This window comes from [Chlorobium] sp. 445 (assembly GCA_002763895.1).
GTDB lineage: Bacteria > Bacteroidota > Chlorobiia > Chlorobiales > Thermochlorobacteraceae > Thermochlorobacter.
In genome coordinates this window covers 1-23410 of the sequence record NSLH01000004.1, presented here as the reverse complement: position 1 = coordinate 23410, position 23410 = coordinate 1, and the positions used below count along the sequence as shown (strand labels likewise).

Genomic DNA, 23410 nt, shown 5'->3' with positions numbered 1-23410 from the left:
ATGGCAATTGACTTGGTACAAAACTTCGAACGCTTCTACTTTTCAAATCATCACTGGGAAGAGACGCTCTTGCTTGCTAAAGAGCATGGCTGGCGACCACTTGATGCGCCGAGCTTGGAATGGGAACGCTGCTACTTTTCCAACGATGGCTATACCATTTCCGACAGAGATGCCCGCACACTTGCCGATGCCCTGACGCTTGCACTTCGAGCAGTGCCACACTCTGAAAAACTACACCTGCAAAAATTCATAACCTTTTGTCAAAGGGGCGGATTTCGCATTGAATAATGAGAGCTTTAATTCAGCGCGTTCGGCGTGCTGCAGTGGTCGTGCAAGGTGAGTGTGTAGGGCAGATTCAGCAGGGCTTACTGGTGCTGCTTGGTGTGACACATAGCGATACGAGACGCGACGCAGAACGGCTTGCAGAAAAAACATTAGCCTTGCGCATCTTCGAGGACAATGCCGAAAAGATGAATCTATCCGTTGTAGATATTCGTGGTGGCGTGCTGGTGGTCTCACAATTCACACTGTATGCAGACACGCGCAAAGGCAATCGACCAAGTTTCACAGATGCAGCACGTCCTGAGCATGCTGAAGCCCTCTATGAACATTTTGTTGCCACCCTACGCACACGCTCCCCGCTGAACATTCAAACAGGAAAGTTTGGTGCGGCAATGCAAGTGGAACTCATCAACGATGGTCCTGTTACAATTCTGCTCGAGTCCTTGCAATGAAACATAAAGTTGCCATTGTCATTCCCGCTCGCCTGCGCTCCACACGCTTACCTGAAAAAATGCTTGCCGATCTGGCAGGCAAACCGCTGGTGGTGCACACATATCAGCGCGCAAAGCAAGCAAAGCTAGCTGACACCGTTGTGCTGGCAGTAGATGATAAAAAAATCCTTGAAGCGGTGTCTCCATTTGGCTGTGAGGTGCGCTTAACACCGAAGCGTCTCAAAAGCGGTTCGGATAGAGTCGCATTTCTTGCAGCAGAACTCAATGCGGAGATTATCGTCAATGTGCAAGGCGATGAACCGCTCATTCACCCAAAGATGATTGACCAAGTCATTGCACAGATGCTTGTTTCACCGATGCCAGACTGTGCAACACTTGTGAAGGTAATCAGAGATAATACGCTCCTGAACAATCCCAGTGTCGTCAAAGTCGTACTGGACAAAGATGGTTACGCACTATACTTTTCACGCAGCGCAATTCCTTATCCGCGCCATGTGATGGCACACGCAAAATTCTATAAGCACATCGGAATTTATGCCTACACGCGCAAAACGCTACATGCCTTCAGCCGCTTGCGTCCGTCAAGGCTGGAGCAGATTGAGGGGTTAGAGCAATTGCGGCTGTTGGAAAACGGGTATGCGATTAAATGCGCTTTGACAACACACGATTCACAAGCTGTCGATACAGCAGAAGATCTAAAAAAAAGTCCGCGCGCTCATAAGCAAAAGTGCGCCATAATTTTTCAAAGTCCGTTTGTTTTTTCAAATCCTTTGTTAATTTTCAGTACGCACATTTGCGCTCTTTCAAGCGTTAGGGCAACTATGACAACGAGAAGTACTTTTCAAAATCGACTGTGCAACATGCAGTCGTGAAGCGCAGCAAACCTTTGCTTGCCAATTTGGCGATAAAAAGCATTGAGAATTTTGAAGTGCTTCTGAAAAAGAAACGAGAAAGCCTCAGGTTATCCTGAGGCTTTTTTGTTACCACTGCGATAGATGGTGCGCACGACTAAGGTATCAGGATAATTTTGCCATAGCTTTGGCGCGATTCCAGTAAGTCGTGAGCTTGCTGTACATCCGCCAAGTTAAAGCGATGACCAATCTGCGCTTTCCACTTTCCTTCTTTGTGCCACAAGAGCAGGTCTTGGTAGGTGCGTGCATACAGTTCAGGTTCTGCGGTGATTGAGCGCATGGAAAACCCAATGAGGTGCGCAGAGCGATAGACAAGGTCGTAGGGATCGAACGGCGGTGGCATTCCAGCGCTATTACCAAAGAGCACCACTTTACCGCGCATAGCAAGCCATTCAAAATTTTGAGCAAAGTGTGCACCAGCATTGCCATCAAAAATCACATTCACGCCTTCTGGCGAAAGTTGCTTGATGCGGTCATGAAGGTTAGCTAGAGTAGAATTTAGTGTAAAATCTGCGCCCAATGCCGCAACGCGCGTGAGTTTTTCATCGGAGCTAGAGAGTGCGATGATGCGGCAGCCGAAGAGTTTGGCAAGTTGTACCAGCGCTGTGCCGGTTGCGCCGCCCGCAGCATGAATGAGAACGGTGTTGCCAGGCTGAACCTGTGCAGCAGTCTTGAGTAAGTGATAGGCTGTTTGAAACGCAACAGGAAATGCGGCACCTTCCTCGAAACTCATATGCACAGGTAAGCGAAAGACGCTAAACTCGGGCATCACAACGCGCTCTGCGTAGCCGCCGCCATAGTGCGAGACTGCAAAGACTTTGTCGCCAATTGCAAAGCGATGTGCATCGCGTCCAGTGCGTGTAACAATGCCAGCGACTTCGTAGCCAAAGCCGGGCGGCGGAATGTCAGGTTTCGGTGTATAGCCTTTTCGGATTTTGATGTCTGCAAAATTCACGCCTGCTGCTTTGACTTCAATTTCAACTTCATCGTCACATAAGTCAGGAAGAGGCACTTCGATAAGCTCAAAGCGCCCATTTGAAATGATGACTTTTCTCATAGTGTGTCATCCAGAGGATCATTCAAAACAGCGTAAGTGCTCGCGCCCGTTGTTGCATCAGAGACTGGCGTGATTTGAAGCCCGTGGGATTGAGGATGTGAAGAGAGCATCGCCAATGTTACACCGCTTTTGCAATTTCCAGCACTTCTTTGGCGTGCTGCTCTGGGTTGACATCCTTGAAAATTTTCTTAATGATGCCACCTTTACCAATCAGAAAGGTAACGCGTTGCGAATAGCCCATCAGACCAAGGACACCATACTTCTTGGAGACGTCTTTTGTCTCATCGGAGAGCAGCGTGAAGTTGAGATTTTGCTTTTTCTTGAAGGCTTGATGTGAGTCGATGTTATCGACGCTAATACCGAAGACCTCAATGCCAGCAGCTTTGAAGTCATCGTAGGTGTCGCGAAACGCACAGGCTTCCTTCGTGCAGCCCGGTGTTTCATCTTTGGGGTAGAAAAAGAGCACAACGGTTTTGTCCTTGTAATCAGAGAGCTTTACAGTGCGCCCATCGTCTGCTTTGAGTTCAAAGTCAGGTGCCATATCGCCAACTTTCAAGGCGGTATCATTAGGTTTGGCAGCGCACCCAGTGAGGTAAAGCAAGACAAATGAGCTAACAAGCAAGCGAAGTGAAAAGACTGATAACATGTGCAAGCAGTTTAAGTTAATTAGTGATGAGCTGTGTTGAATAGTAAATGAAAAATCCTAGTCAGTCTTGTTTGCTTTGCCGTAGTTCTTCCAGCAAGGCTTTAGGAAAATTGGCACTAAACATCAGAGCTTCAAGATTTTGTTTGAACTCAATGGCGCCTACGATGCGCTTAATACTCTCACTTTGTCGCTGGCTGAAGTTCTTTGTAACCCAGAGTGTGATGCCAATCAAGCCGCCTGCAAAGAAGGCAGCGGCTCGATTTTCATAAATCCATTCCGATTGTCCTTCAATGCCATCCGTAAGTCGAAGCGAGAGCACAAGTTGGCGAATGTTGCGAATGTTGCCCATGCCTTGCATGTCTTGATTGCCGGTTGTAAGCCCACGCATAGCCCCAAATGCCCAGCGTGCAGAGCCTAAGGCTAACCAGAAGTGAGATTTATGCTGTACGCGCTCAATAAGCGGCGTCATCGTGGAATCGGTCGTCCAAAAATTTGCTCTAGGTTGAAGATAGTTAGCAAGCACATCTGCATGACTTGAAAGGGCAAGTTCGCTCTCGCTGACTTTTGCACACCAGAGCACAGTGTCAAGTTGGTAAGCGAGTCTGTCGCCAGAGCGAATGCTATCGAGCGCCGTTGCAGCCAGATGCTTAAAGCGTGCTGAGTTGAAACGCCCGATAAGTATCGCTAGCGAGGTATTGATTTCGCCATACTGATTAACTTCAGCATAGATAGCGGTATCAACATCTTGTGCAAAGTTAAATTGCATCAAGTTAGCGAAGCGACCGATAGCTGTGGAAGTATCGGCAAGCAATTGTTCTTTAAGAGAATCGGGCACAAAGGTTTGCCAAAACTCCGACTGACGAATTTCTTTCAAGCCGAGATAGACCAGCACATTCGCATTGAGCGGCAAGCCAGAAAGGCGCATGCGCACTGATGCAGGCAATTCATCGGCTGGTGGGCGCTCACGTGGCAAATTGGCGAGCAGCGCCGCATAGCCAAAAAGTGCAGAGACACAGATAACAAAAATCAAAGCCCCAATGCCTCGACCTTTTTTGGGAAACATCCCTGCCATGGGGTCACTTGTGGCAGGCAGCGGCTCTAAGTTTTCGGGCACATTTTGCGACGCATCTTCGGGATTCTCCGCAGACGAGGCGTTGTTAATGTCCTCAGGCATACTAAAACTCCTTTAGCTCAACTTCTACAACTTGGTGTACTTTGATGGCGCAACGCACAAGTAAAACCTTTGGTTATTTGTTAAGCGCTTGTTGAGCGCTAAGTCATCTAAAAGAGCAATCTAAAAAATAGCGCGCAATCAAACGCCACAAGATAAGCGAATAAACACTACGAGATGAACATGACGCAATCAATTTGGCCTATAATCCTGCTGGCGATGAATCTGCGCGTAAGTCAGCAGTGCGAATCGCTGCTGTCGCTAAAGCATCACACCGATTGTTGTGCTCGTTGTCGCTGTGTCCTTTGACTTTATGAAAACGAACCTGATGTGTCTTGCAGAGTTCGACTAACCGCTTCCAAAGGTCTTGATTCTGCACAGGTTTCTTATTGGCGGTTTTCCAGCCATTTTTTTGCCAACTCTCAATCCAGCCTTGCTCGAACGCATTGACGAGATAAGCAGAATCGCTGAACAAATCAACTTCGCAAGGTTCTTTGAGGGCTTCGAGAGCTTTGATAGCAGCAAGCAGTTCCATGCGGTTGTTGGTCGTCTCTGCTTCAAAGCCCGAGAGTTCGAGTTGCTTGTCAGCATAGAGCAGCACTGCACCCCAGCCACCTTTGCCCGGATTGCCACTGCACGCGCCATCGGTGTAGATGGTAACCTTTTTCTTAGGCGTCTTAGGCGTCATACTGAGTGAGGTTAAGTTGCAGTGCTGCTATGGCAAATGTCGAGGCAGTGGTGCTTGCCTTAACGCGCTTTCAGCGCCTTTGCAAGCATGGCTGTACCTTTCTTTGTCAGCGTTCTGATGGCTTTTGTTGAAAGACGCACGCGCACCCAACGCTTCTCCTCTTCCAACCAGATGCGTTTTTTCTTGCAAGTTTGGCTCAAAGCGCGTTCTGCGGTGATTGTTGGCATGCGAGACCGTATTTCCATACACCGGCTTCTTGCCTGTAATCAAACAAACTTTTGACATGGCAATTCGTGAATAATTTTGAGAATAGAGTAACAAATATAACGATTTTCTGCGACTTGCCAACTTTACGCGTGCTGCAGCAATTGAATTGTAGCGCTACTTTATGAGTCTCCATGTTGACCCGTCTTTCGTATCCTTGACCTCAATGCCAGCGTCTCTTAAGCGGTCGCGAATTAGGTCGCTGGTAGCAAAGTCTTTCTTTGCACGCGCTTCTTTGCGAATATCCAAGATGAGCGACATGACTTTTTGCAGGACTTCTGCAGTGGACCCATTTGCAAGGCTTGAGGCAGCAGTTGGCAGAATTCCCAAAACTTCGTGCCCGTAATCATGCAAGAATTGAAGAGTTTGTGTTTTGCTCTCTGCGGTCAGTCCATCGCCAGAGAGTGCGCTGTTGATTTCACGTGCAAGATCGAAGAGCGTAGCGATAGCCAATGGTGAGTTGAAGTCATCGTTCATGGCGTCATGGAAGCGGGTCTCAAATTTTTTAGGTCAAGAGTGCATTTGCCTTGAGGTGCATCAAGCAGTCGGGCGTAGGTATCGTGCAGTTTTTCTAAGCCTGCCTTAGCGGCTTGCAAAGCGGCATCGGAAAAATCAAGTGTGGAGCGGTAGTGCGATTGCAAGATAAAGAAACGCAGCACAAGTGGGCTAACCTTTTTTAGTGCGTCTTTGATGGTTGTGAAATTTCCAAGTGATTTGCCCATCTTGACGCCGTTCACGGTAACCATGTTGTTATGCATCCAGTAGCGCACAAAAGGCTTGCCGGTAGCTGCTTCAGACTGCGCAATTTCACACTCGTGATGCGGGAACTGATTTTCCAAACCGCCACCGTGAATGTCAAAGGTCTCGCCTAAGTATTTCATAGACATAGCAGAACACTCAATATGCCAGCCTGGATAACCCACGCTCCAAGGCGAGGGCCACTTCATAATGTGGTTGGGCTCCGCTTTTTTCCAAAGTGCAAAGTCGCTCGGATTGCGTTTTTCGCTGCGCACGGCGACACGTGCACCTGCTTCCAAATCCTCTTGATTGGTTCTGCCAGAGAGTTTGCCATACCCAGAAAAGGAACTGACGTCAAAATAAACATTGCCATTGACCTCGTAAGCGTGTCCTTTGGCAATCAAGGTCTTGATGATTTCAATTTGTTCGGGAATATGACCTGAAGCCGTAGGAGCAATGTTTGGGCGCAGCACCCCCAGTGCATCCATATCCTCGTAAAACGAGCGCGTATAGGCTTGTGCAATTTCCATCGGCTCTAACTTCTCGCGGCGAGCTTGCACGGCAATCTTGTCTTCGCCTTCGTCAGCATTATCGGTCAGATGCCCGACATCGGTAATGTTCTGCACATACTTAACCGTGTAGCCTAAGTGCTTAAACCAGCGCACGACGACATCAAACGACACATAACTTTTGGCATGCCCAATGTGCGAATGCCCGTAGACGGTCGGACCGCACACATAGATACCAACTCTACCGGGCACCAATGGCACAAAGACTTCCTTTTGACGCGTCAGCGTATTGTAGATTTTGAGTGGCATAATTACTGTTGCAAATAAATTTTTGGCAGTATCTCCGCAGAGAGTTTGACAGGCTCACCACGCTCCATTTGCTCAATGATCGGTATGCATCGCAATTCAATGTGCTGCATCAAATCTGTAACTGCAACGCCACGATACACAGGCTGATAGCGTGCTAACTTGGCAAATGCTTTAGCAAACATCGAACGAGCCCCTTTCGGATTACGATTGGTGAAATGATAAAGCCCGATTGAGCTTTGAATTAAGCCATGTAAAAATTTTTTATCGCTTCCGTAGATTTCATGCCAAATCTCTTCCCATGTGTCGTGGCACTCAAAGAACATGGCGGCGTTGTATTCTTCAATGCCTTTGAGAAATTCGGTGTAGTGTTCGTCAAGGCTCATCTTGCCGTGCGTCTGTTTGATTAAAAGTGCAAATCTACGAACTCAAATTTATTCACCAGTGCTCGGGGCGCACTTAATTATCCGAGCTCTCGCCGAATCTGACACCTGCTTCAATGCCCAACATGTTGCAACTTTTGCTTTTTTACTTATACTCTTCGCACTTCACATTTTCAAAGCAAAGTCTGGCTGGTCTGAGAAGTGCTGCTGTCATACTTTCTATCAACAAAACAACAAATAACAATGAAGAAACCTATACTGCTCTGTATAGCGTGGTTATGGCTTAGTGTATCTAGCCAAGCACAACAGCAAACGCAAACCATCTCTGGAAAAGTACTCGATGCAGAAACAAAAGAAGGTTTAGCAGGTGCAGTCGTCTCTATTCCTGCGTTACGCATCGGTAGCTCGACCAACGCTGATGGTGAATACTCCTTCAAAGCACCTGTGGGTACACACACAGTGGAAGTCAAACTCATTGGGTATGAATCCAAGTCGCAAACCGTTACGCTCACGGCGACTGAGCCCTTGACGCTGGATTTTTCTCTAAGGGTCAAAGCTTCACAAGCCGATGAAGTGGTGGTGCTGGGCTTGTCCGGAGAAATTGACCGTAGCAAGTTAGGCGCAGCGGTTGGAACGGTTGCTGGTGAGCGCATCAACAACATTGCCACACCTGCTGCAATTGACGGTCTATCGGGGCAAGTAACAGGGATTCAAGTCACGCGTGCTTCAGGGATTCCTGGCGGCTCAACCTTTATCACGGTGCGCGGTCCTAAGTCGGCACGAGGCAGCTCTGAACCGGTCTATATTGTCGACGGCGTCATTATCGACAACGAGACCTCAAGTCCAAATAGACCCGCTGTAGATGTCGGCTCTCGTGCAATTGATATCAATCCACAAGACATTGAGTCAATCGAGGTCTTGAAAGGTCCAGCAGCCGCTGCAATTTACGGTGCGGTGGCCGGTAACGGTGTCATTATCATCAACACTAAGAAAGGTAAATACAACAGCAGTGAGCGCCCAACCAAAATCAATCTAGCGGCATTCTACGAAACCTCAAGTCCACTCGGCTCCATTGATTTGCAAAAAGAATATGGTCAAGGTGTTGACGGCATCGGTGGTCCGAACGCATATCGGGAACCAGGACCGGGACAGACCAGAGGGACACCCGGTACAACGCTGTCGTGGGGACCGCGTCTGCGCCCTGACCAGCCGGTGTATGATCAGCTCAACGGGATTTTCCGCACGCCCAACAGCGGTCAGCAAACGGTGAGCATTTCAGGGGCGACATCGTTCTTTGATTACTATGTCGGCGGCACCTTCGATCAAAACCAAGGTGTCTTTCGTAACTCTGATCTCAATCGCAATAACTTTCGTGCAAATGTAGGTTTCACGCTGCTGCCCGGTGTGCGTTACACCACCACGAATAACTACATTGTCTCCCAGACGCTGATTCCAACGGTAGCAAATAGTATTTCAGGCATTTACCTCTCTGCTTTGCGTACGCCGCCCGATTTCGATAACACACGATACCTTGAGCCTGATGGCACACAGCGACGCTATGCCGCATACGACAACCCGATTTGGACGCAGGAAAACAACTCCTACACTTCACGCCTAAGCCGCTTCATTCACAACTCTGCGCTCAATTGGGATATTTATCAAGAGCCAACAAGCGGGCTATTTGTAGGCGTCAGAGGACAGCTGGGCTTAGATCGCTATGATCAAAGCAATGTCTATATTTTGGCACGCGGTGCACGCGATGCAAACTTTGGTCCCGGCGGTGCTGGTGCGATTGTCTCTGATCCACGCTTCGATAACCAACTCAATCTGGAACTCTCAGCGACAGCAAAGTATAATTTCACCAAAGACATTCGTGCTACGCTGATTGCTGGTAGCCAGTACATTTCACTGCGCCGCGACTTAATCAACGTTCAAACCAATGATATCTCGCCTTTTTTCAGCCAACTCAATTCAGGTGCAACCCAGATTGCCTCATCGGCAAGAGTAGAATCCGTGTTGATTGGACAGTTTGTACAACTGACTGCCGACATCTTTGACCGCGTGGCACTGACAGCCAGTATCCGCCGTGATGGCTCATCTGCATTCGGTACAAGCCAGCCTTTCTCGTTCTTCCCGAAAGCAGGTTTGTCTTACAACATGGGACAAGAGAGCTTTATGGAAGGCTTGAAAGGCATTCTGGATAATGTGATTATTCGTGCTGCATATGGTGAATCAGGCTCACCACAGCAACCCGATCCTTATGCAACAAACTTCCTCTACACGACGGGCGGTATTGTGGCTTCATTTGCACGTGGCACATGGTCGAACCGCTTGGGCAATGCAGGTCTGAATGCCTCAACCGTCGGAGGAGCAACGCAAGATGTAACACCAGAACGGCTGGTAGAGCGTGAAGTCGGGATCAACTTGGGCTTCTGGAACAATCGCATCAATGTCGAGGCTAACTACTTCATGACCAGCGTATTTGATATCATTGTGTCATTTCCAGTGCCAGCATCTACAGGTTACAACTCTGTGCTAAGAAATGCTGCAGCAATGACCAACGAAGGCTTTGAGCTTTCGATTCAAGGCACGATTCTCAACACGCCTGAAATTACTTGGAATGCGACACTGAACTACGCACGGCTCAACAACATTGTCAACACGCTCTCGGGTGCAGCGCCGATTTCTTTAGGCGGATTTGCCGGCTCGCAAGCCTTTATCAACGCCGGGCAACCCTACGGTGCATTGCAAGTCTCAGGCTGGCTGCGTGATCAAAATGGCAACATTGTGCGCTCGGGTCAGACCTGGGTGCAAGTGGATGCGAACGGCAATATGGTGCGCGAAAATGGACGCGTTATCAGCGTGGCACCAAATTCACCAAACTCTCGACTGGTGGTGTCAGGTGCCTTCCGACCAAGCGATGTAGCAAACAATGGTGCAATCAATGGATTAGTCGGAGCGCCTGTACAAGATGGTCAACCGCTGTTCGGGTTTGCAAACCCATGGCCAGCTTACACACTCTCGCTGCGCAATGATTTCCGAATCCTCAAGAATCTCTCTGTGAGCATCCTCTTCGATGGGGTCTTTGGCAATCGTGTCTTCAACGGCACACAAGGCGGACTCATCAACTTTGGCACATGGGGACCGACACGCGACCGTGAAGAACCTGCTGAATTTGAAGGCGTACCAATTATTGTAGACCCCAGACGCACAACCCCACTTACCGCGTTTGGCGTAACCTATCAGCCCGGACAGCAAGTGCAAAAAACTGTGCTATATCGCGGCTTCCTGAGCGGCTTTGTCATTGCCGAGCCGCACATTCAGGACGGCAGTTTCTTGCGCCTACGTGATGTGACGGTGCAGTACAATTGGGACATCTTGAAGAATTTTGGCATCAGCCAAATCTCATTCATCTTCTCTGGGCGTAACCTTGCCACATTCTTCAAGAGCTACACAGGCTATGATCCTGAGGTCAACTCATTCGGCAACCAAAATGCACGCGGCATCGACTGGTTCCAGTTCGCTCAAGTTCGATCGCTGCGCTTTGGCGTACAACTGACCTACTAAAATTCAACAAAAACAAAAGAGAAAATCCGCCTGTCCTTCTCTTCCAACAGAGACGGCAAGCACAAATCAACAAAATTTTGAGACAGCAATGACCAAACACAAAACGCTTCCCAAACTTAGCCTTGTAGGCTTTGCACTTGCCATCGTGCTTGGCTTGCAAAGTGGATGCACCATTGATCCAAATTTGAATAACTCGCCCAATGCACCAAACGAAGGTGTGATTGGGACAATCGACGGCCTGAACGCTCTGACGGTTGGACTTATTTCAGGTGGTGGGGATTTCTATTCAGGTGACCGTGCAATGTTTGCCTCGATCTGGACATGGCAAATTGTCAATGCCGATGGACGCGCACAAATTTTGCAGTGGAACGACTATGTGGAATCCACATCACGAGAATTCAATCTCATTTGGCTACAAGGCTTTCAGGTGATTAAGTCAGCCAACGATATTTTGCGCCTTGCCCCAACGGTCTCCATGCCTGCAGAGTTGCGCAACACTTACATGGGGATTGCGTTCTGGTACAAGGCACTGGCGCTTGGTGAACTTGCTGCACTCTTTGGCTCAATTCCAATTCAAAGTTTGGAGGATGCGGGAGATTTTGTCAAACGCTTTGACCCACCGCCATTTGTCAGTCAAGCAGAAGCTTATGCACAGGCACAAGCAAACTTGGACTCTGCACTTGCACGCTTTAGTGCTGGAACCGCAGCACTGCCGCAAGACCTCATCTATGGTGGGAACCGTGCCAACTGGATTGCAGCAACGCGCTCACTCAAAGCGCGCTATTTCCTGCATGTCAAAAATTATGCTGCCGCTTTGACAAATGCGAATGCAGGGCTTTCAGGCAATGTGCCCAGCGTCAGAGCGCGTGCAAATGCCGCAAACGCTAACGAGCAAGCACTCTTCGGCACCTTCCTTGCCAATGAGCAAGGCTTCCCCGTGCGTGCAGACAAGTACTTTATGGACATCTTGCAAAACCGTGATGAAATCTCGGGCCCCAATGCACTCTCACGTGCCACAGGCGATGACAGAAAGAATGATACACGAATCCCACGCTTCTTTGAAGCTCCAACCTCTTCGCCAGCTCGCGGATCATTCTTTGGCTTTGCACTCGTGCCTAACCGATTTAGTGCACGCACAGGTAACACACAACGCGACTCTGCTGAGCGTTCTCCAGCCGGTGCAGCATTCTTGAATCGCGCACCCGGAGGATACGGCAACATCGGCACCGATTTCCCAATTATGAGCGCACTGGAAACCTCCTTCATTCGTGCCGAGTGCCTTGCCCGAACAGGTAGCCTTGATGACGCTGTAACTTTGCTCAATACGTTGAGAGCTGCAGGAGGCTTGGGCAATTACGGCGGTGCCAACACGCAGTTAGATGTCGTGCGCGAAATTCTGCGTCAGAAATACATTGCGCTCTTCCTCGAAGGGCAAGCCTACCACGATATGCGACGCACAAACACCTTGCCCCGACGTGCAGATGGCGGCGGACGTGCACCGCTACGCTTTACCTATCCGCTCAACGAACGCTTGCGTCGACCAGATGTGCCAGCAGATAACGACAACCTCGTTTCCGCATTGGTCGGAAACTCCATCTTGTAGTGAGTTGCTTTCTTTGATAACTTGAAATGGCGCAGCACTCCGTTGCGCCATTTTCATTTGAGACTTTTGAAGCTTATGAAGTGTGATAGACTGCCAAAACAGTGCATGGCTACATCGTTCTTTTTTGTGCTGCTGCTAAGCATGCAGCCGAGTCTGGCGCAAACTGCTGAAGAACTCTACGCCTCAGGTGTCGCACATCTCTCGAATGAAGCCTACAGTGCAGCACTCATTGATTTTAATAAAGCAATCAACAAAGACTCGACCTACTGGCGTGCTTATTGGGGCAGAGCCTACACGCAATGGATTTATTTGCAAGATACTACCGCCGCCATGCAAGATTATGCCAAAGCCATTGAACTTGCTCCAAACGAAGCGGAGCTATACTACTATCGCGGATTGCTTCGTCATGAAATGGCGCAATATGCGCGCGCAAATGTTGACTTTACGCGTGCTATTCTTCTGAATGCAAACAACGCAGACTACTTTTTCCAGCGCGGCAGAAGCCGTTTAGCAATTGAAGAATTTGCGGCTGCAATTGAGGATTTTAGTGAAGTCTTAAAGCAAGTTGCAGAGTCAAGTTCAGCATATTTTTATCGTGGTTACGCTAAACTCAGTTTAGACAAATGGCTTGATGCGGTAGAAGATTTCACAGCATCGCTTTCGCTGGCAGAGACAGCTGAAGCCTACTACCATCGCGCATTAGCCTATCGCAAACTCAAGCAGTTCAACAGCGCACTAAGTGATTTAGAGCGTGCACTGCGATTGCGACCGGCATTTGCAGAGGCGTACTTTATGCGTGGCGTAGTCAAAACTGAAATAGGACGAAAAGAAGAAGGTTTAGCCGATGCAACCCTAGCACGAAAACTGGGCTATCAACCTAAGAAACGCAAGTTAAGAAAGATAAGCACCATAGAAGATTCGCTCTATGTCTATGCTGCGCCAGAAGTTGTAGTGGAGGCTGAACGCCCAGAATATCGTGAAGCCTTACGCGACACAAAGCAACTGGCACAGCGTGGCAGAAATGCACTGGCAACGCAAATCATCAGCGTCTCGGCGCCAAAGACCATTCTGCCCTCCACGCCGCCCAGTCCCATCAACGCCTTCAATACAGCGGACTGCAATAAACAAACACTCCTGATGCGACGGCTTACCGAAGTCAATCTGCTATGTATTATGCGCTTGCTGCGTGAAGAAATTCGCCAGCTCCGAGACCCAGTGGTAGATAATCTGGTAGCACAAATGACCGATATGGCAACAGAACTTGCGACACTTGAAGATAATCTCTTGCGCGGCGCCATGCCTGAAACCGCTGCCGCTATTGATAGACAGCGGCGCATTCAACTGCTGGTGAGTGTTCAGCAATTGATGAATGAGTTGCAAGAATACTTAGACCAAAAAAGCAAGAAAGAAGAGTAAAGAAAAACTCTAAGCGTTTAGATGATACCAAGTTCTTTGCCAATTCGACCAAACTCTGAGACGATTTTATCGAGTTGCCACTCTTCATGTGTCGACATGTAACTTGTCCGCAGCATCTCATGACCGGGCATCACACCGGGGCGTACAAAAGCATTAACGAAAATTCCAGCATCATAGAGTTTCCGCCAGAAAAGCAAAGTCTTGTCTTGATCGCCGATGATAACAGAGACAATTGCGGTGCGTGCATCCATCAAACGGAATCCAAGAGATTTAAGACCTTCGCGCACGCGGCTGGCATTCTTGATAAGTCTATCAATACGTTCAGGCTCTTGCTGCATAATTTCAAGGGCTTTGAGTGCTGCGGCGACGCTTGCAGCCGTCGGTGATGCGCTAAAAATCAAGGCTGGTGATTGATGTTTGATGTAGTTAATCACAGCGCGCTCGCCGACAATAAATCCACCAAGCGAAGCAAAACTTTTCGAAAATGTCCCCATAGTAAGATCAACTTCTTTTTCCAAACCAAACTCTGAGGCTGTGCCACGACCACCTTTGCCAATCACACCAACAGCGTGAGCATCATCTACCATCACGCGTGCGTTGTATTTGCGGGCTAAACGCACAACTTCAGGCAGATTGACAATCGCACCAGAGACAGAAAAGACACCATCTGTCGCAATGAGTTTAGGAGCTTCAAGCGGAATTTTTTGCAGCACGCGCTCTAAGTCTTCCATATCGTTGTGTTTGTAACGCTCGACATTTGCTGTCGCGCCGCGTGCCATCAAGTTAGCCACCACAATGCAGGCATGATTATCCTTATCGCTAACTACGTATTCACCACGTCCTTGCACCAGAGTGGGCACAATTGCTTGTCCAGCTTGATAGCCAGTGCTAATAATCATGCAGTCTTCGGTGCCAAAAAACTCGGCAAGTTTTTCTTCGAGTTCAACATGCAATTTCACTGTGCCGGTCAGGTAGCGTGAGCCTGAGCAACTTGTACCATATTTGTCAATGGCTTTCTTAGCCGCCTCTTTCACGCGCGGGTCTGCAGTAAGACCTAAATAGTTATTCGAGCCAGCCATAATGATTTTGCGCCCTTCAATCATGACCACAGGACCTTCGTTTTCCTCAAGCGGGCGAAAGTAGGGATAAAGCCCTTTGGCTTTAACCTCATCTGCAATCGTGAAGTCGTAGCACTTCTGAAACAAATCCCTAAGTTGTGGAGTGCGAGCAGTGGTGCCGTTGCTCCCTGCAGATGCATCAGTAGGCGTGGTGCCTGTTGTCTCACGACTTTCCATTTTCTAATCCGTTGTCTTTGAAGCAAAAAAGGTAAGTCTGAAAATAGCGCAGACTGTGCACTTATCGAAATAAGTCCTCTGATTTTCGCGCTGGTATATGCTGACGCTCTACAATAACATCATTGAACTGCTGTGCGTTCAACTTCAGCTTTGATGCGCTCTAAGAAGCGCTCGGCATCGATTGCCGCCATACAGCCTGTGCCCGCTGCTGTAATCGCTTGCCGATAGCGACTATCCTGCACATCGCCGCATGCAAAAACGCCTTCAACACTGGTCTCCATTGTCGATTTCTTCGTAATGATATAGCCAGCTTCATCAAGGTCTAATTGACCGACAAACAATTTGGTATTCGGTTCGTGCCCAATAGCAACGAAGAGCCCGTCAGCAGGCACTTCAGTAATTTGCCCTGTTTTAAGGTATCGCAAGCGCAAGCCTGTCAGCACTTTGCCATCGCCGAGCACATCATCGACGACCACACTGGTAATGAATTTGATTTTGGGATGTCGTCTGGCACGATCGAGCATAATTTTCGAAGCGCGAAATTCATCACGGCGATGCAAAATGGTTACACTGGCTGCATACTTCGTAAGAAAAAGTGCTTCTTCCATAGCAGTATCGCCACCGCCAACCACAAAAACCTGCTTTTCCTTAAAGAAGAAGCCATCGCAAGTGGCGCATGCCGAGACCCCGTAGCCCATATACTTGCGCTCATTTTCCAAGCCTAACAGTTTAGCACGTGCACCTGCAGAAATAATCAGCGTGTCAGCTAAAATCCGCTTCTTGTCATCAACAATGAGCGTAAAAGGGCGTTCAGACAGATCAGCGGCAGTAACTTCGCCGTAGAGAAAAGTCGCCCCAAAGCGTTTGGCTTGCTCACGCATATCGTCCATGAGCTTGGGTCCCATGACCCCATGCACAAAGCCGGGAAAGTTCTCGACTTCAGTAGTGGTCATCAATTGCCCACCAGGCTGATTGCCATCAATAACTAACGGCTTTAGGAGGGCACGCGCAGCATAAATGGCTGCTGTTAGACCTGCAGGACCCGAGCCCATTATGACGACTTCGTGGTGCGCAACGTCTGTGATTTCTGACATAGGCAACTTCAGTTTTTCAGTATTGCAAGAAGAATGCTGGCATGGCAAAAGCGCATCAGGTTACACGACGCCTAAGGCAGCCAGTAGTTCAAGCGGGCGTGGATTAACAAGCACGGTTTCAGAGCCATTCTCTTCAACAACCAAAGTGGGCACCACACGCTTACCACCTGCATGCTTCATGACAAGTTCAGCGGCGCCTTCAACACGCTCAATATCGACTTTTTCAAAAGTAATGTTTTGTTCGCTGAGCACACGTTCAGCACGGCGGCAGTCAGGGCACCAGCTGGTTGAATACATGATGATGCGTCGTGTCATTCTCAGGCGAGTTGAAGTTTGAGTTTGCTTTCAATCACGCCTTTTGGCACAGCGCCTATGATTTGATCAACCACTTGACCATTCTTGAAGATAAGAAGCGTGGGAATGCTGCGAATGCCATACTTCATGGAAACTTGCGGGTTTTCATCAACATTGAGTTTAGCCACTTTGGCTTTACCTTCGTATTCGGCAGCAAGTTCCTCAATAGCCGGTGCAATCATGCGGCAGGGACCACACCAGACTGCCCAAAAATCCACGAGAACAGGTTTGTCTGATTTAATGACTTCAGCTTCAAAGTTTGCGTCAGTAGCAGTAACATACTTTGACATGGTTGGGCGTTTAGATTTTTGAGTTTGTAAAAGTTTATAGCAAAGATACGATTTCTTGCTTTATCGTAAAATTACGATAAAAGCCGCACGGCGTCTACGCCTAAAGCCAGTTCAAGTTTCTCCAAGACGTCATTATCGGGCTCAATAGTTGCTTTGCGCGCAAAGAGACGCAGGCGTTCTATGCGACCGTGTTCAAGGTAGGAGAGTTCAAAATCAATTGGCACAGTGCCGCGGTGCATGTCGCAAATTTCCTTGATAGCCTTTGCTTTTGACAAACTCTCGGCATCATTGGCATCTAAGCTCAGCACAATGCGCTGGATAAATTTGTGGCGCACTTTGCGAATTGGAATAACTTCTTGAACCAAAAGTTTAGTTTGATTGTCTTTGCGCTCTGCTTCTGCAATCAGCATCACAATAGCGTCTTTTTGCAAGTCTTTTTCAAACCGTTCATAAGTGCTGGCGAAAACCGTGAAATCAGCTTTGCCTTCAAAATCTTCAATGACGCCAAAAAGCATGGTATTGCCTTTCTTGTCAAAGTGCTGTTTAATCTCGCTCAGTATGCCAATCACACGGTAAAGACGTTTGGGCTCAAAGGATTTATTACCCAATTTAAGCGTAGCGAAGGCATCCCAATCACGCTTGTAGGCGTCAAGTGGATGGCGAGAGTGATAGAAGCCCAAGAGAGCAACTTCTCGCTGCAGGATTTCGGCATCGCTCCATGCCTCAGCGTTGAGCAATTCAGGATAGACGAGCTGCTGCAAGGGTGCAAACTTTTCATCATTGAAGAAGCCCTCTTGACCGAGTGTAACACTGCGGTTTTGTCTCTGACCAAATTCCACAGCGCGTTCAAGGTTAGCCAGCAGCGTTGCGCGGTCAATGCCAAATTCATCTAACGCCCCAGCTTCGACAAGGGATTCCAAGGCTTTTTTATTGACGACTCTCAAATCTACGGAGGCGCAAAAATCAAAGAGGTTGTTGAACGATTTTTTCTTGCGTTTGCGTGCAGCAACAATTTCTTTTGCAGCTGCGCCAACATGTTTGATAGCTGAAAACCCGATGCGAATCGCTTTGGAGCCGTTGGACAGGTCTTCAACCGTGCAGAGTGCATCACTTTTGTTGATATTGGGCGGCAAAATTTTAATGCCCATTGATTTGACTTCATCGGTTAAGTGCCGCATGCGTTCAGTGTCGCCAGCTTCACTGTTAAGAATGGCGCACATGAACTCAGCTGTGTAATGTGCTTTCAAGTAGCTGTCCAATACGCCAGTAATCCATATGCTGCCGCATGTGATTTGTTGAAGCCATAGCCTGCAAATTTTTCCATCATATCGAAGACCTCATTGGCTTTAGCAGCATCAATCCCGCGCTCTGCAGCACCCTTGACGAACTTTTCGCGCTCCTGCGCCATTTTTTCTTTTTCCTTTTTCCCCATTGCGCGCCGCAAAATATCAGCACCGCCGAGCGTATAGCCAGCCATCACTTGTGCCATCTGCATAACTTGCTCTTGATAGACTGGAATGCCGTAAGTGGATTTCAAAATCGGCTCAAGCAAAGGATGCGGATACTCGACGGCTTCACGACCATGCTTGCGCTCAATGTAGCGTGGAATCAGATCCATCGGTCCCGGACGGTAGAGCGCATTCATCGCAATGATATCGTCAATACACGTCGGACGCAATTGCATCATATAACTTTGCATGCCCGGCGACTCAAACTGAAAAATGCCTGCCATCTTGCCATCTTGGAAAATCTTGTAAGTCTTGGCATCATTAGTCGGAAGATTTTCTAAGTCAAGCCTAACTTTGTAGCGTTTTTCAATGAGACGCAGCGTTTCATCAATCACAGCCAGTGTCTCCAACCCGAGATAATCAATTTTGAGAAGACCTGCTTTTTCAATCCAGTCTTTATCAAACTGCGTAACGACCTGCTTGTCATCTTTGCCTTTGCTGGAAAAGGCTATGCGAGAGATAGGTTCATCAGTATCTTCATCGGCATAGCGGCGCTCTTCGGTCTCGACTTTGTCGGAGATGTAGAGTGGTACATAATCATCAAGACTGCCATTGGTAATCACGACGCCAGCGGCATGAACTGAAACATTGCGTGCGCGTCCTTCAAGAGCAAGTGAATACTCTATCAATTTTTTGAGGCGTGCATCCGAGTGCTTAAGCAAGTCTTGCAACTCTTTGACGGGTTCAATTTCAAAGCCGCCATGTTTATCGCGCTTGCCATAGATAAAATCGCGCAGTGTAGCACCAATCGGTTTGCTGGGCACCATCTTCGTGATGCGCGCTACGTCCTCGAGCGGAATCTCCAAAACGCGCCCTACATCTTTGATAACAGCTTTTGCACCTAAGGTCGAGATAGCCACGACTTTTGAGACACTCTGCTCGCCATAGCGCTCAATGGTGTAATCCAGGACGCGCTGTTTGCCAACAGGCGTAAAGTCAATATCAATATCGGGCATGGAGATGCGCTCAGGGTTAAGAAAACGCTCAAAGAGTAAGTCGTATTGAAGCGGCTCTACGCGCGTAATGTCGGTAAGGTAGGCGACGATGCTACCGGCAACCGAGCCGCGCCCGGGACCGACCGAGTAGCCTTGTTTGCGTGAGGCGGCGATAAGGTCGCTGACAATGAGGAAGTAGGAACTAAAGCCCATTTTGGCAATGGTGGTCAGTTCATACTCAATGCGGTTACGAATTTTTTCGCCTCGTTCGCCAAGTGCATCAAGATCGCCATATTTGCGCCGTGCCCCTTGATAGGTAAGGTATCGCAGATAATCTGAATCGTCTTTGAAACCGTCAGGGATTTTGAAGTGAGGCAATTGTGGCGCACTGTCGCTGAACTGAAAGGTGCATTTTTCGCTAATCTCGAGCGTGTGAGAAAGTTCGTGGTATGCGTTGTCGAAAAGTAGTGCCATTTCAGCAGGCGATTTGAGATAAAATTCATTGGTAGGCAGGCGCATGCGCTTGGGTGTAGAGAGCGTTGATTTGCTTTTCATAGCAAGCATCACTTCTTGAATTTCTGCATCTTTTCGCTCAAGGTAGTGCACATCGTTCGTAGCAACGAGCTTGACGTCAAACTTCTTAGCAAGGTGAATCAACCCTTCGTTAAGCCGTAAATCGTCGGGAGCGTGGTGGCGCTCGAGTTCAATGTAGAAGTCATCGCCGAAGACTTCCTTATGGGCTTGGATAAACTGTGCAGCGCCCTGCTCATCATCTTTGAGCACAAGTTTAGCAAGTTCGCCACGGTCGCATGAGGTGGTGCAAATGAGCCCTTCAGCATATTTGAAAAGTGTTTCTTTGTCAGCGCGTGGGCGGTAGTAGAATCCTTCTTTGGCAGCAAGAGAAAGAATTTTGCAGAGATTGCGATAGCCTGTGGCATCTTTAACTAAGACATTAAGGTGATGTGCTTCGGTGGTGGATTTGTCGTGCCGTGAAGTAGGTGCAATAAAAAGTTCTGCGCCGATGATAAGTTTAAATGCTTGACTGCGAGCCTGCGCAACTTTTTTAGCTTCGCTGAAAAGTTCAGGCATGTTAAAGAGCGTAGCATGGTCGGTGATAGCTACGGCGTTCATACCTAAGTCTAGACATTTGTGAAAGAGGTCGGCAGGCAAAATCGGGCTAGTGAGCATGGAATAATGCGTGTGGGTGTGCAGATGAATAAAATTAGGCATAAAAGCTAAGTTTTTAAGCTTTTTTTGAGAAAAGTTGCTAACTTTTTAAGGTTTATGTGAATTTTTCTCGCAAAATTTGGCAAAGTCCGAAATTTTGCTTACTAATTGTGCAGTGTTCTTTCTGTTCTTTACTTCTCATTGTCATAGTTAATTGGAAGAGCGCCGTGCTGTAGCCCTTACACACGGCGCTTTTTATTTGCTGCAAGCATTATTTTGGTTCGATGCAGGGCGAACTGCAACCGAGCCTAGCATCAAAGGCAATTTTTAGCAAGCTCGCCTATCTTTGCATCAAACGAAAGTAAAGAAATTGCTGAATGCCTGAAACATCATTAGCAGCCGTACGCAAACAGGTTCATCTTGCTGTAGCATGGGACTGGGAGTATGATTATGACTTTATTCGAATTTTGGAGCGGCAAGCCAAACGACTTGGCGTACAATTCCTGGATATTTCGGCTTACAACTTAGAAAGCACACTGGACGCATTGAAGTCAGGTGCGCTAGTTATTCATGCGCTGCTCGACCGCGCCAGCGATACCAATGAACTGTTTTTTCCGTTGCAGCAACTGCTGGCAGAGCATGGCACAAGCATCATCAATCCATATCATATTTCACAGCGCACGATGGACAAAGCCTTCATGCACTACGAATTGATACGAGCAAATGTTAATGTGCCTTACACCATTGTGCTGCCAGCGTTTGACGAAGCACGCAAGCTCGACAATGTGTTAATTAAAGAACTTGCAAAACTTCAAATCCCTTTCGTCTTAAAGCCAGCAAATGGTGGTGGCGGCGAAGGCGTGGTTAAATCCGTCTACTCGCCCTACGATGCCTCCGCCTGGCGCGAAATTATCCCGTGGGACAAATATCTTGCACAGGAAAAAATCTACCCGAAGTATCTCTATGGCTGGCGATGCTGGTTTCGTGCGTACTACCTCTTTGGTGAAGTTGAGGTGCTATGGTGGGATGATGAGCAACATCTCTATCGCATGCTCTCCGAGAGCGATAAACCACGAATAAAATTTGACGACATGGTGAAAGTGATGCAACGGATTGCAGAGGTGTCAGAGATGGATTTTTTTTCCAGCGAAATCGTCCTTGATATCCACGAACGGCTGGTGGTAGTTGATTATGTCAATGACCAGATTGACCTGCGCATCAAGTCGAGGCACTACAACGGCTTGCCGGATGTGTTCGTTGAGAAAGTCGCTGAAAAACTCTTACACTTTGCTAAAGCAGTAGCTGAACAATGAGCTATTTGTGCATGTGCAACAGTTGCATAAGGCAAGTGCTACAGCATTGAGCAGCTTTAGCATAAAATTCAAAAGGGCTTCGTCAAGGAGTCAAAATGTGCTGATACAACACGGGAACGATGCAAGTGTCATTGCGCGGCGAATGGGGCTCAGGCAGAGTGTGCTCATCCTGTTGCAGGGAGGACATCTCTTTGGGATAGCGCAGGGTGCAGCGGGCTGCCACCTGCGCCTCAACTTTGCATACAAACCGTGCCTAACTTTATCGGCAATCGGGCTTCATGCGCAGGCATATCAACCTAACGCAACGAAGCGGAGTTTGCCAAGAGCATATTTGCTTCATACATTTGCACCAATGCAATCAGCGTTTTTGCAACGTCATTGATGGCAGTTGCATTGATTGGCAGCGTAGGAATTTTACTTGTCTCAGGGTCTATCCCTAATGCAGGCAAAATATCCTCCACGGGCCAAGCCTCCTCTACATCGCTGTGTGTGGCGGCAATCAGCATGGGGGCGTTGGGCGCACGCTGTGTGGCATAGCGCATAATCCGCGACACCGCATAAAAATCCTTCGGACGATGCGCTGGCACCAAGACCACAACTCCGTGCGCATTACGCAAGAAAATATCCCACATAAAATTGAAGCGTTCTTGACCGGGTGTGCCATACAGATGCAGCGACATATCTGGTCCGAAATTAAGCCGCCCAAAGTCCATCGCTACGGTGGTGGAGGCTTTCAGAGCGGCGGTCTCATCAGTGGCACGTCGGTCTGTATCTACGGTCTCAATTTCACTGATGGTGTTAATGAATGTGGTCTTGCCAGCACCCACTGGTCCTGTTACCACCACGCGCATAATTTGTTTGCGAGCTTGGCTCATGCTAAGGCTCCTTCATGTTAGGCAACGCTGCTTTTGGTCAGCGATAGCGATGGCTGCAGGCGAGCAATCAGTTGCTTGATTTCAAGGTTAATGACACCCAATTTGGCTTTATCGTCCGTGAGCACAATCAGTACGGCGTCGTCGGTGCAGTTGCTGACAATGGCATAGCCTTTTTCTCCTTCCACCAAGATGCGCTCAATTGCGCCGCGTGCCAGTTCGCGTCCGATGCGTTCGCCGAGTGCCAGCATTGCCGCCGACATTGCTGACACACGCTCTTCTTCCATACCGGCAGGTAAGGATGATACCAGTGCCAAGCCGTCAGGTGAAATAATTGCTGCACCTTGCACATTGCTGACTGAGGTTACGAACTCCTGCAACGCTGTTTGCAGTGATGAATAGTTGATGGGCATAGTCGCCTCCTTTTAGTAGTTTAGAAATTTAGATGACTGAATTACTGTGCTGAATACGGCTGTGCATTTCACGACAGATTTGCCAATTGCTCATAACATTTCCTTCAAACCACTCGGTCAGGTCGTTATGTGCTTTTTTGGCAACGCTTTCAGGATTATCAGTTTTCGCGCAAGTC

General features: G+C 48.4%; 19 protein-coding genes and 3 pseudogenes. 8 read left to right on the top strand and 14 right to left on the bottom strand.

The window, feature by feature from the left end; all coding sequences use genetic code 11:
* From CMR00_02610 to kdsB, 3 genes are read left to right on the top strand one after another with little or no spacing between them, the layout of a single operon-like run.
* A complete protein-coding gene (locus CMR00_02610) occupies positions 1-288 on the top strand; it encodes a hypothetical protein (protein ID PIO48777.1) in 288 nt (95 codons plus the stop codon).
* Complete coding sequence (locus CMR00_02605) at positions 288-734, top strand: D-tyrosyl-tRNA(Tyr) deacylase (protein ID PIO48776.1); 447 nt, start codon at positions 288-290, stop codon at positions 732-734. The genes CMR00_02610 and CMR00_02605 overlap by 1 nt, the downstream gene beginning before the upstream one ends.
* Positions 731-1606, top strand: coding sequence for a 3-deoxy-manno-octulosonate cytidylyltransferase (gene kdsB, locus CMR00_02600; GenBank protein ID PIO48775.1), 876 nt, complete (start codon positions 731-733; stop codon positions 1604-1606). The genes CMR00_02605 and kdsB overlap by 4 nt, the downstream gene beginning before the upstream one ends.
* 136 nt (positions 1607-1742) lie before the next feature.
* Here the strand turns inward: kdsB and CMR00_02595 are convergent, their stop codons facing one another.
* The 7 genes and pseudogenes from CMR00_02595 to CMR00_02565 form a co-directional block, all read right to left on the bottom strand.
* Positions 1743-2702: a hypothetical protein gene (locus CMR00_02595; protein PIO48774.1), complete on the bottom strand. Its 960-nt coding sequence runs from the start codon at positions 2700-2702 to the stop codon at positions 1743-1745.
* Between the two features lie 118 nt (positions 2703-2820).
* Positions 2821-3348: a thioredoxin-dependent thiol peroxidase gene (locus tag CMR00_02590; GenBank protein PIO48773.1), complete on the bottom strand. Its 528-nt coding sequence runs from the start codon at positions 3346-3348 to the stop codon at positions 2821-2823.
* A gap of 61 nt (positions 3349-3409) precedes the next feature.
* Positions 3410-4522 (bottom strand): hypothetical protein, encoded by a 1113-nt coding sequence (locus tag CMR00_02585; protein PIO48772.1) that lies wholly within the window; start codon positions 4520-4522, stop codon positions 3410-3412.
* A gap of 199 nt (positions 4523-4721) precedes the next feature.
* The gene (locus CMR00_02580; protein ID PIO48771.1) at positions 4722-5207 is read right to left on the bottom strand and encodes a ribonuclease HI; all 486 of its coding nucleotides are present in this window, start codon (positions 5205-5207) and stop codon (positions 4722-4724) included.
* Positions 5208-5266: 59 nt separating this feature from the next.
* Positions 5267-5492 (bottom strand): annotated as a pseudogene (locus CMR00_02575) (50S ribosomal protein L28).
* Positions 5493-5588: 96 nt separating this feature from the next.
* Positions 5589-7027: pseudogene (locus tag CMR00_02570) on the bottom strand (cysteine--tRNA ligase).
* A 2-nt stretch (positions 7028-7029) separates the two neighbouring features.
* Positions 7030-7410, bottom strand: a complete 381-nt coding sequence (locus CMR00_02565; GenBank protein PIO48770.1) for a hypothetical protein — start codon at positions 7408-7410, stop codon at positions 7030-7032.
* A gap of 58 nt (positions 7411-7468) precedes the next feature.
* Here CMR00_02565 and CMR00_02560 point away from each other — a divergent pair, with 58 nt between their 5' ends.
* From CMR00_02560 to CMR00_02545, 4 genes are all read left to right on the top strand, one after another.
* Positions 7469-7648, top strand: a complete 180-nt coding sequence (locus CMR00_02560; GenBank protein PIO48769.1) for a hypothetical protein — start codon at positions 7469-7471, stop codon at positions 7646-7648.
* Between the two features lie 2 nt (positions 7649-7650).
* A complete protein-coding gene (locus CMR00_02555) occupies positions 7651-10974 on the top strand; it encodes a hypothetical protein (protein ID PIO48768.1) in 3324 nt (1107 codons plus the stop codon).
* Positions 10975-11062: 88 nt separating this feature from the next.
* Positions 11063-12577: a hypothetical protein gene (locus tag CMR00_02550; GenBank protein ID PIO48767.1), complete on the top strand. Its 1515-nt coding sequence runs from the start codon at positions 11063-11065 to the stop codon at positions 12575-12577.
* 75 nt (positions 12578-12652) lie between these two features.
* Positions 12653-13993, top strand: a complete 1341-nt coding sequence (locus CMR00_02545; GenBank protein ID PIO48766.1) for a hypothetical protein — start codon at positions 12653-12655, stop codon at positions 13991-13993.
* 17 nt (positions 13994-14010) lie between these two features.
* Here the strand turns inward: CMR00_02545 and CMR00_02540 are convergent, their stop codons facing one another.
* The 5 genes and pseudogenes from CMR00_02540 to CMR00_02520 all read right to left on the bottom strand — a co-directional run bounded on the left by CMR00_02540 (position 14011) and on the right by CMR00_02520 (position 20699).
* The gene (locus CMR00_02540) at positions 14011-15288 is read right to left on the bottom strand and encodes an 8-amino-7-oxononanoate synthase (protein ID PIO48765.1); all 1278 of its coding nucleotides are present in this window, start codon (positions 15286-15288) and stop codon (positions 14011-14013) included.
* 119 nt (positions 15289-15407) lie between these two features.
* The gene (trxB, locus tag CMR00_02535; GenBank protein ID PIO48764.1) at positions 15408-16382 is read right to left on the bottom strand and encodes a thioredoxin-disulfide reductase; all 975 of its coding nucleotides are present in this window, start codon (positions 16380-16382) and stop codon (positions 15408-15410) included.
* 60 nt (positions 16383-16442) lie between these two features.
* Positions 16443-16697 carry an NrdH-redoxin gene (locus tag CMR00_02530; GenBank protein PIO48763.1) on the bottom strand — a complete coding sequence of 85 codons (255 nt, stop codon included), beginning with the start codon at positions 16695-16697 and terminating at the stop codon, positions 16443-16445.
* Positions 16698-16699: 2 nt separating this feature from the next.
* Positions 16700-17026, bottom strand: coding sequence for a thioredoxin (trxA, locus tag CMR00_02525; GenBank protein ID PIO48762.1), 327 nt, complete (start codon positions 17024-17026; stop codon positions 16700-16702).
* A gap of 71 nt (positions 17027-17097) precedes the next feature.
* Positions 17098-20699 (bottom strand): annotated as a pseudogene (locus CMR00_02520) (DNA polymerase III subunit alpha).
* 314 nt (positions 20700-21013) lie between these two features.
* Between CMR00_02520 and CMR00_02515 the strand changes: the two are divergent.
* On the top strand, positions 21014-21949 hold the full coding sequence (locus CMR00_02515; protein ID PIO48761.1) for a hypothetical protein: 936 nt from the start codon (positions 21014-21016) through the stop codon (positions 21947-21949).
* A 296-nt stretch (positions 21950-22245) separates the two neighbouring features.
* On the opposite strand, the gene CMR00_02510 is transcribed toward CMR00_02515, so the two are convergent.
* Entirely contained in the window at positions 22246-22824 is a 579-nt protein-coding gene (locus CMR00_02510) for a GTPase (protein ID PIO48760.1), read from the bottom strand.
* Between the two features lie 17 nt (positions 22825-22841).
* Positions 22842-23234: a diacylglyceryl transferase gene (locus CMR00_02505; protein PIO48759.1), complete on the bottom strand. Its 393-nt coding sequence runs from the start codon at positions 23232-23234 to the stop codon at positions 22842-22844.
* Positions 23235-23410 lie beyond the last annotated feature (176 nt).

What these genes read in the sequence shown, in the direction of transcription:
- CMR00_02610 (PIO48777.1), top strand. Translation starts at nt 1, where the DNA reads ATGGCAATTGACTTGGTACAAAACTTCGAACGCTTCTACTTTTCAAAT.
- CMR00_02605 (PIO48776.1), top strand. Translation starts at nt 288, where the DNA reads ATGAGAGCTTTAATTCAGCGCGTTCGGCGTGCTGCAGTGGTCGTGCAA.
- kdsB (PIO48775.1), top strand. Translation starts at nt 731, where the DNA reads ATGAAACATAAAGTTGCCATTGTCATTCCCGCTCGCCTGCGCTCCACA.
- CMR00_02595 (PIO48774.1), bottom strand. Translation starts at nt 2,702, where the DNA reads ATGAGAAAAGTCATCATTTCAAATGGGCGCTTTGAGCTTATCGAAGTG.
- CMR00_02590 (PIO48773.1), bottom strand. Translation starts at nt 3,348, where the DNA reads ATGTTATCAGTCTTTTCACTTCGCTTGCTTGTTAGCTCATTTGTCTTG.
- CMR00_02585 (PIO48772.1), bottom strand. Translation starts at nt 4,522, where the DNA reads ATGCCTGAGGACATTAACAACGCCTCGTCTGCGGAGAATCCCGAAGAT.
- CMR00_02580 (PIO48771.1), bottom strand. Translation starts at nt 5,207, where the DNA reads ATGACGCCTAAGACGCCTAAGAAAAAGGTTACCATCTACACCGATGGC.
- CMR00_02565 (PIO48770.1), bottom strand. Translation starts at nt 7,410, where the DNA reads ATGAGCCTTGACGAACACTACACCGAATTTCTCAAAGGCATTGAAGAA.
- CMR00_02555 (PIO48768.1), top strand. Translation starts at nt 7,651, where the DNA reads ATGAAGAAACCTATACTGCTCTGTATAGCGTGGTTATGGCTTAGTGTA.
- CMR00_02550 (PIO48767.1), top strand. Translation starts at nt 11,063, where the DNA reads ATGACCAAACACAAAACGCTTCCCAAACTTAGCCTTGTAGGCTTTGCA.
- CMR00_02545 (PIO48766.1), top strand. Translation starts at nt 12,653, where the DNA reads ATGAAGTGTGATAGACTGCCAAAACAGTGCATGGCTACATCGTTCTTT.
- CMR00_02540 (PIO48765.1), bottom strand. Translation starts at nt 15,288, where the DNA reads ATGGAAAGTCGTGAGACAACAGGCACCACGCCTACTGATGCATCTGCA.
- trxB (PIO48764.1), bottom strand. Translation starts at nt 16,382, where the DNA reads ATGTCAGAAATCACAGACGTTGCGCACCACGAAGTCGTCATAATGGGC.
- CMR00_02530 (PIO48763.1), bottom strand. Translation starts at nt 16,697, where the DNA reads ATGACACGACGCATCATCATGTATTCAACCAGCTGGTGCCCTGACTGC.
- trxA (PIO48762.1), bottom strand. Translation starts at nt 17,026, where the DNA reads ATGTCAAAGTATGTTACTGCTACTGACGCAAACTTTGAAGCTGAAGTC.
- CMR00_02515 (PIO48761.1), top strand. Translation starts at nt 21,014, where the DNA reads ATGCCTGAAACATCATTAGCAGCCGTACGCAAACAGGTTCATCTTGCT.
- CMR00_02510 (PIO48760.1), bottom strand. Translation starts at nt 22,824, where the DNA reads ATGAGCCAAGCTCGCAAACAAATTATGCGCGTGGTGGTAACAGGACCA.
- CMR00_02505 (PIO48759.1), bottom strand. Translation starts at nt 23,234, where the DNA reads ATGCCCATCAACTATTCATCACTGCAAACAGCGTTGCAGGAGTTCGTA.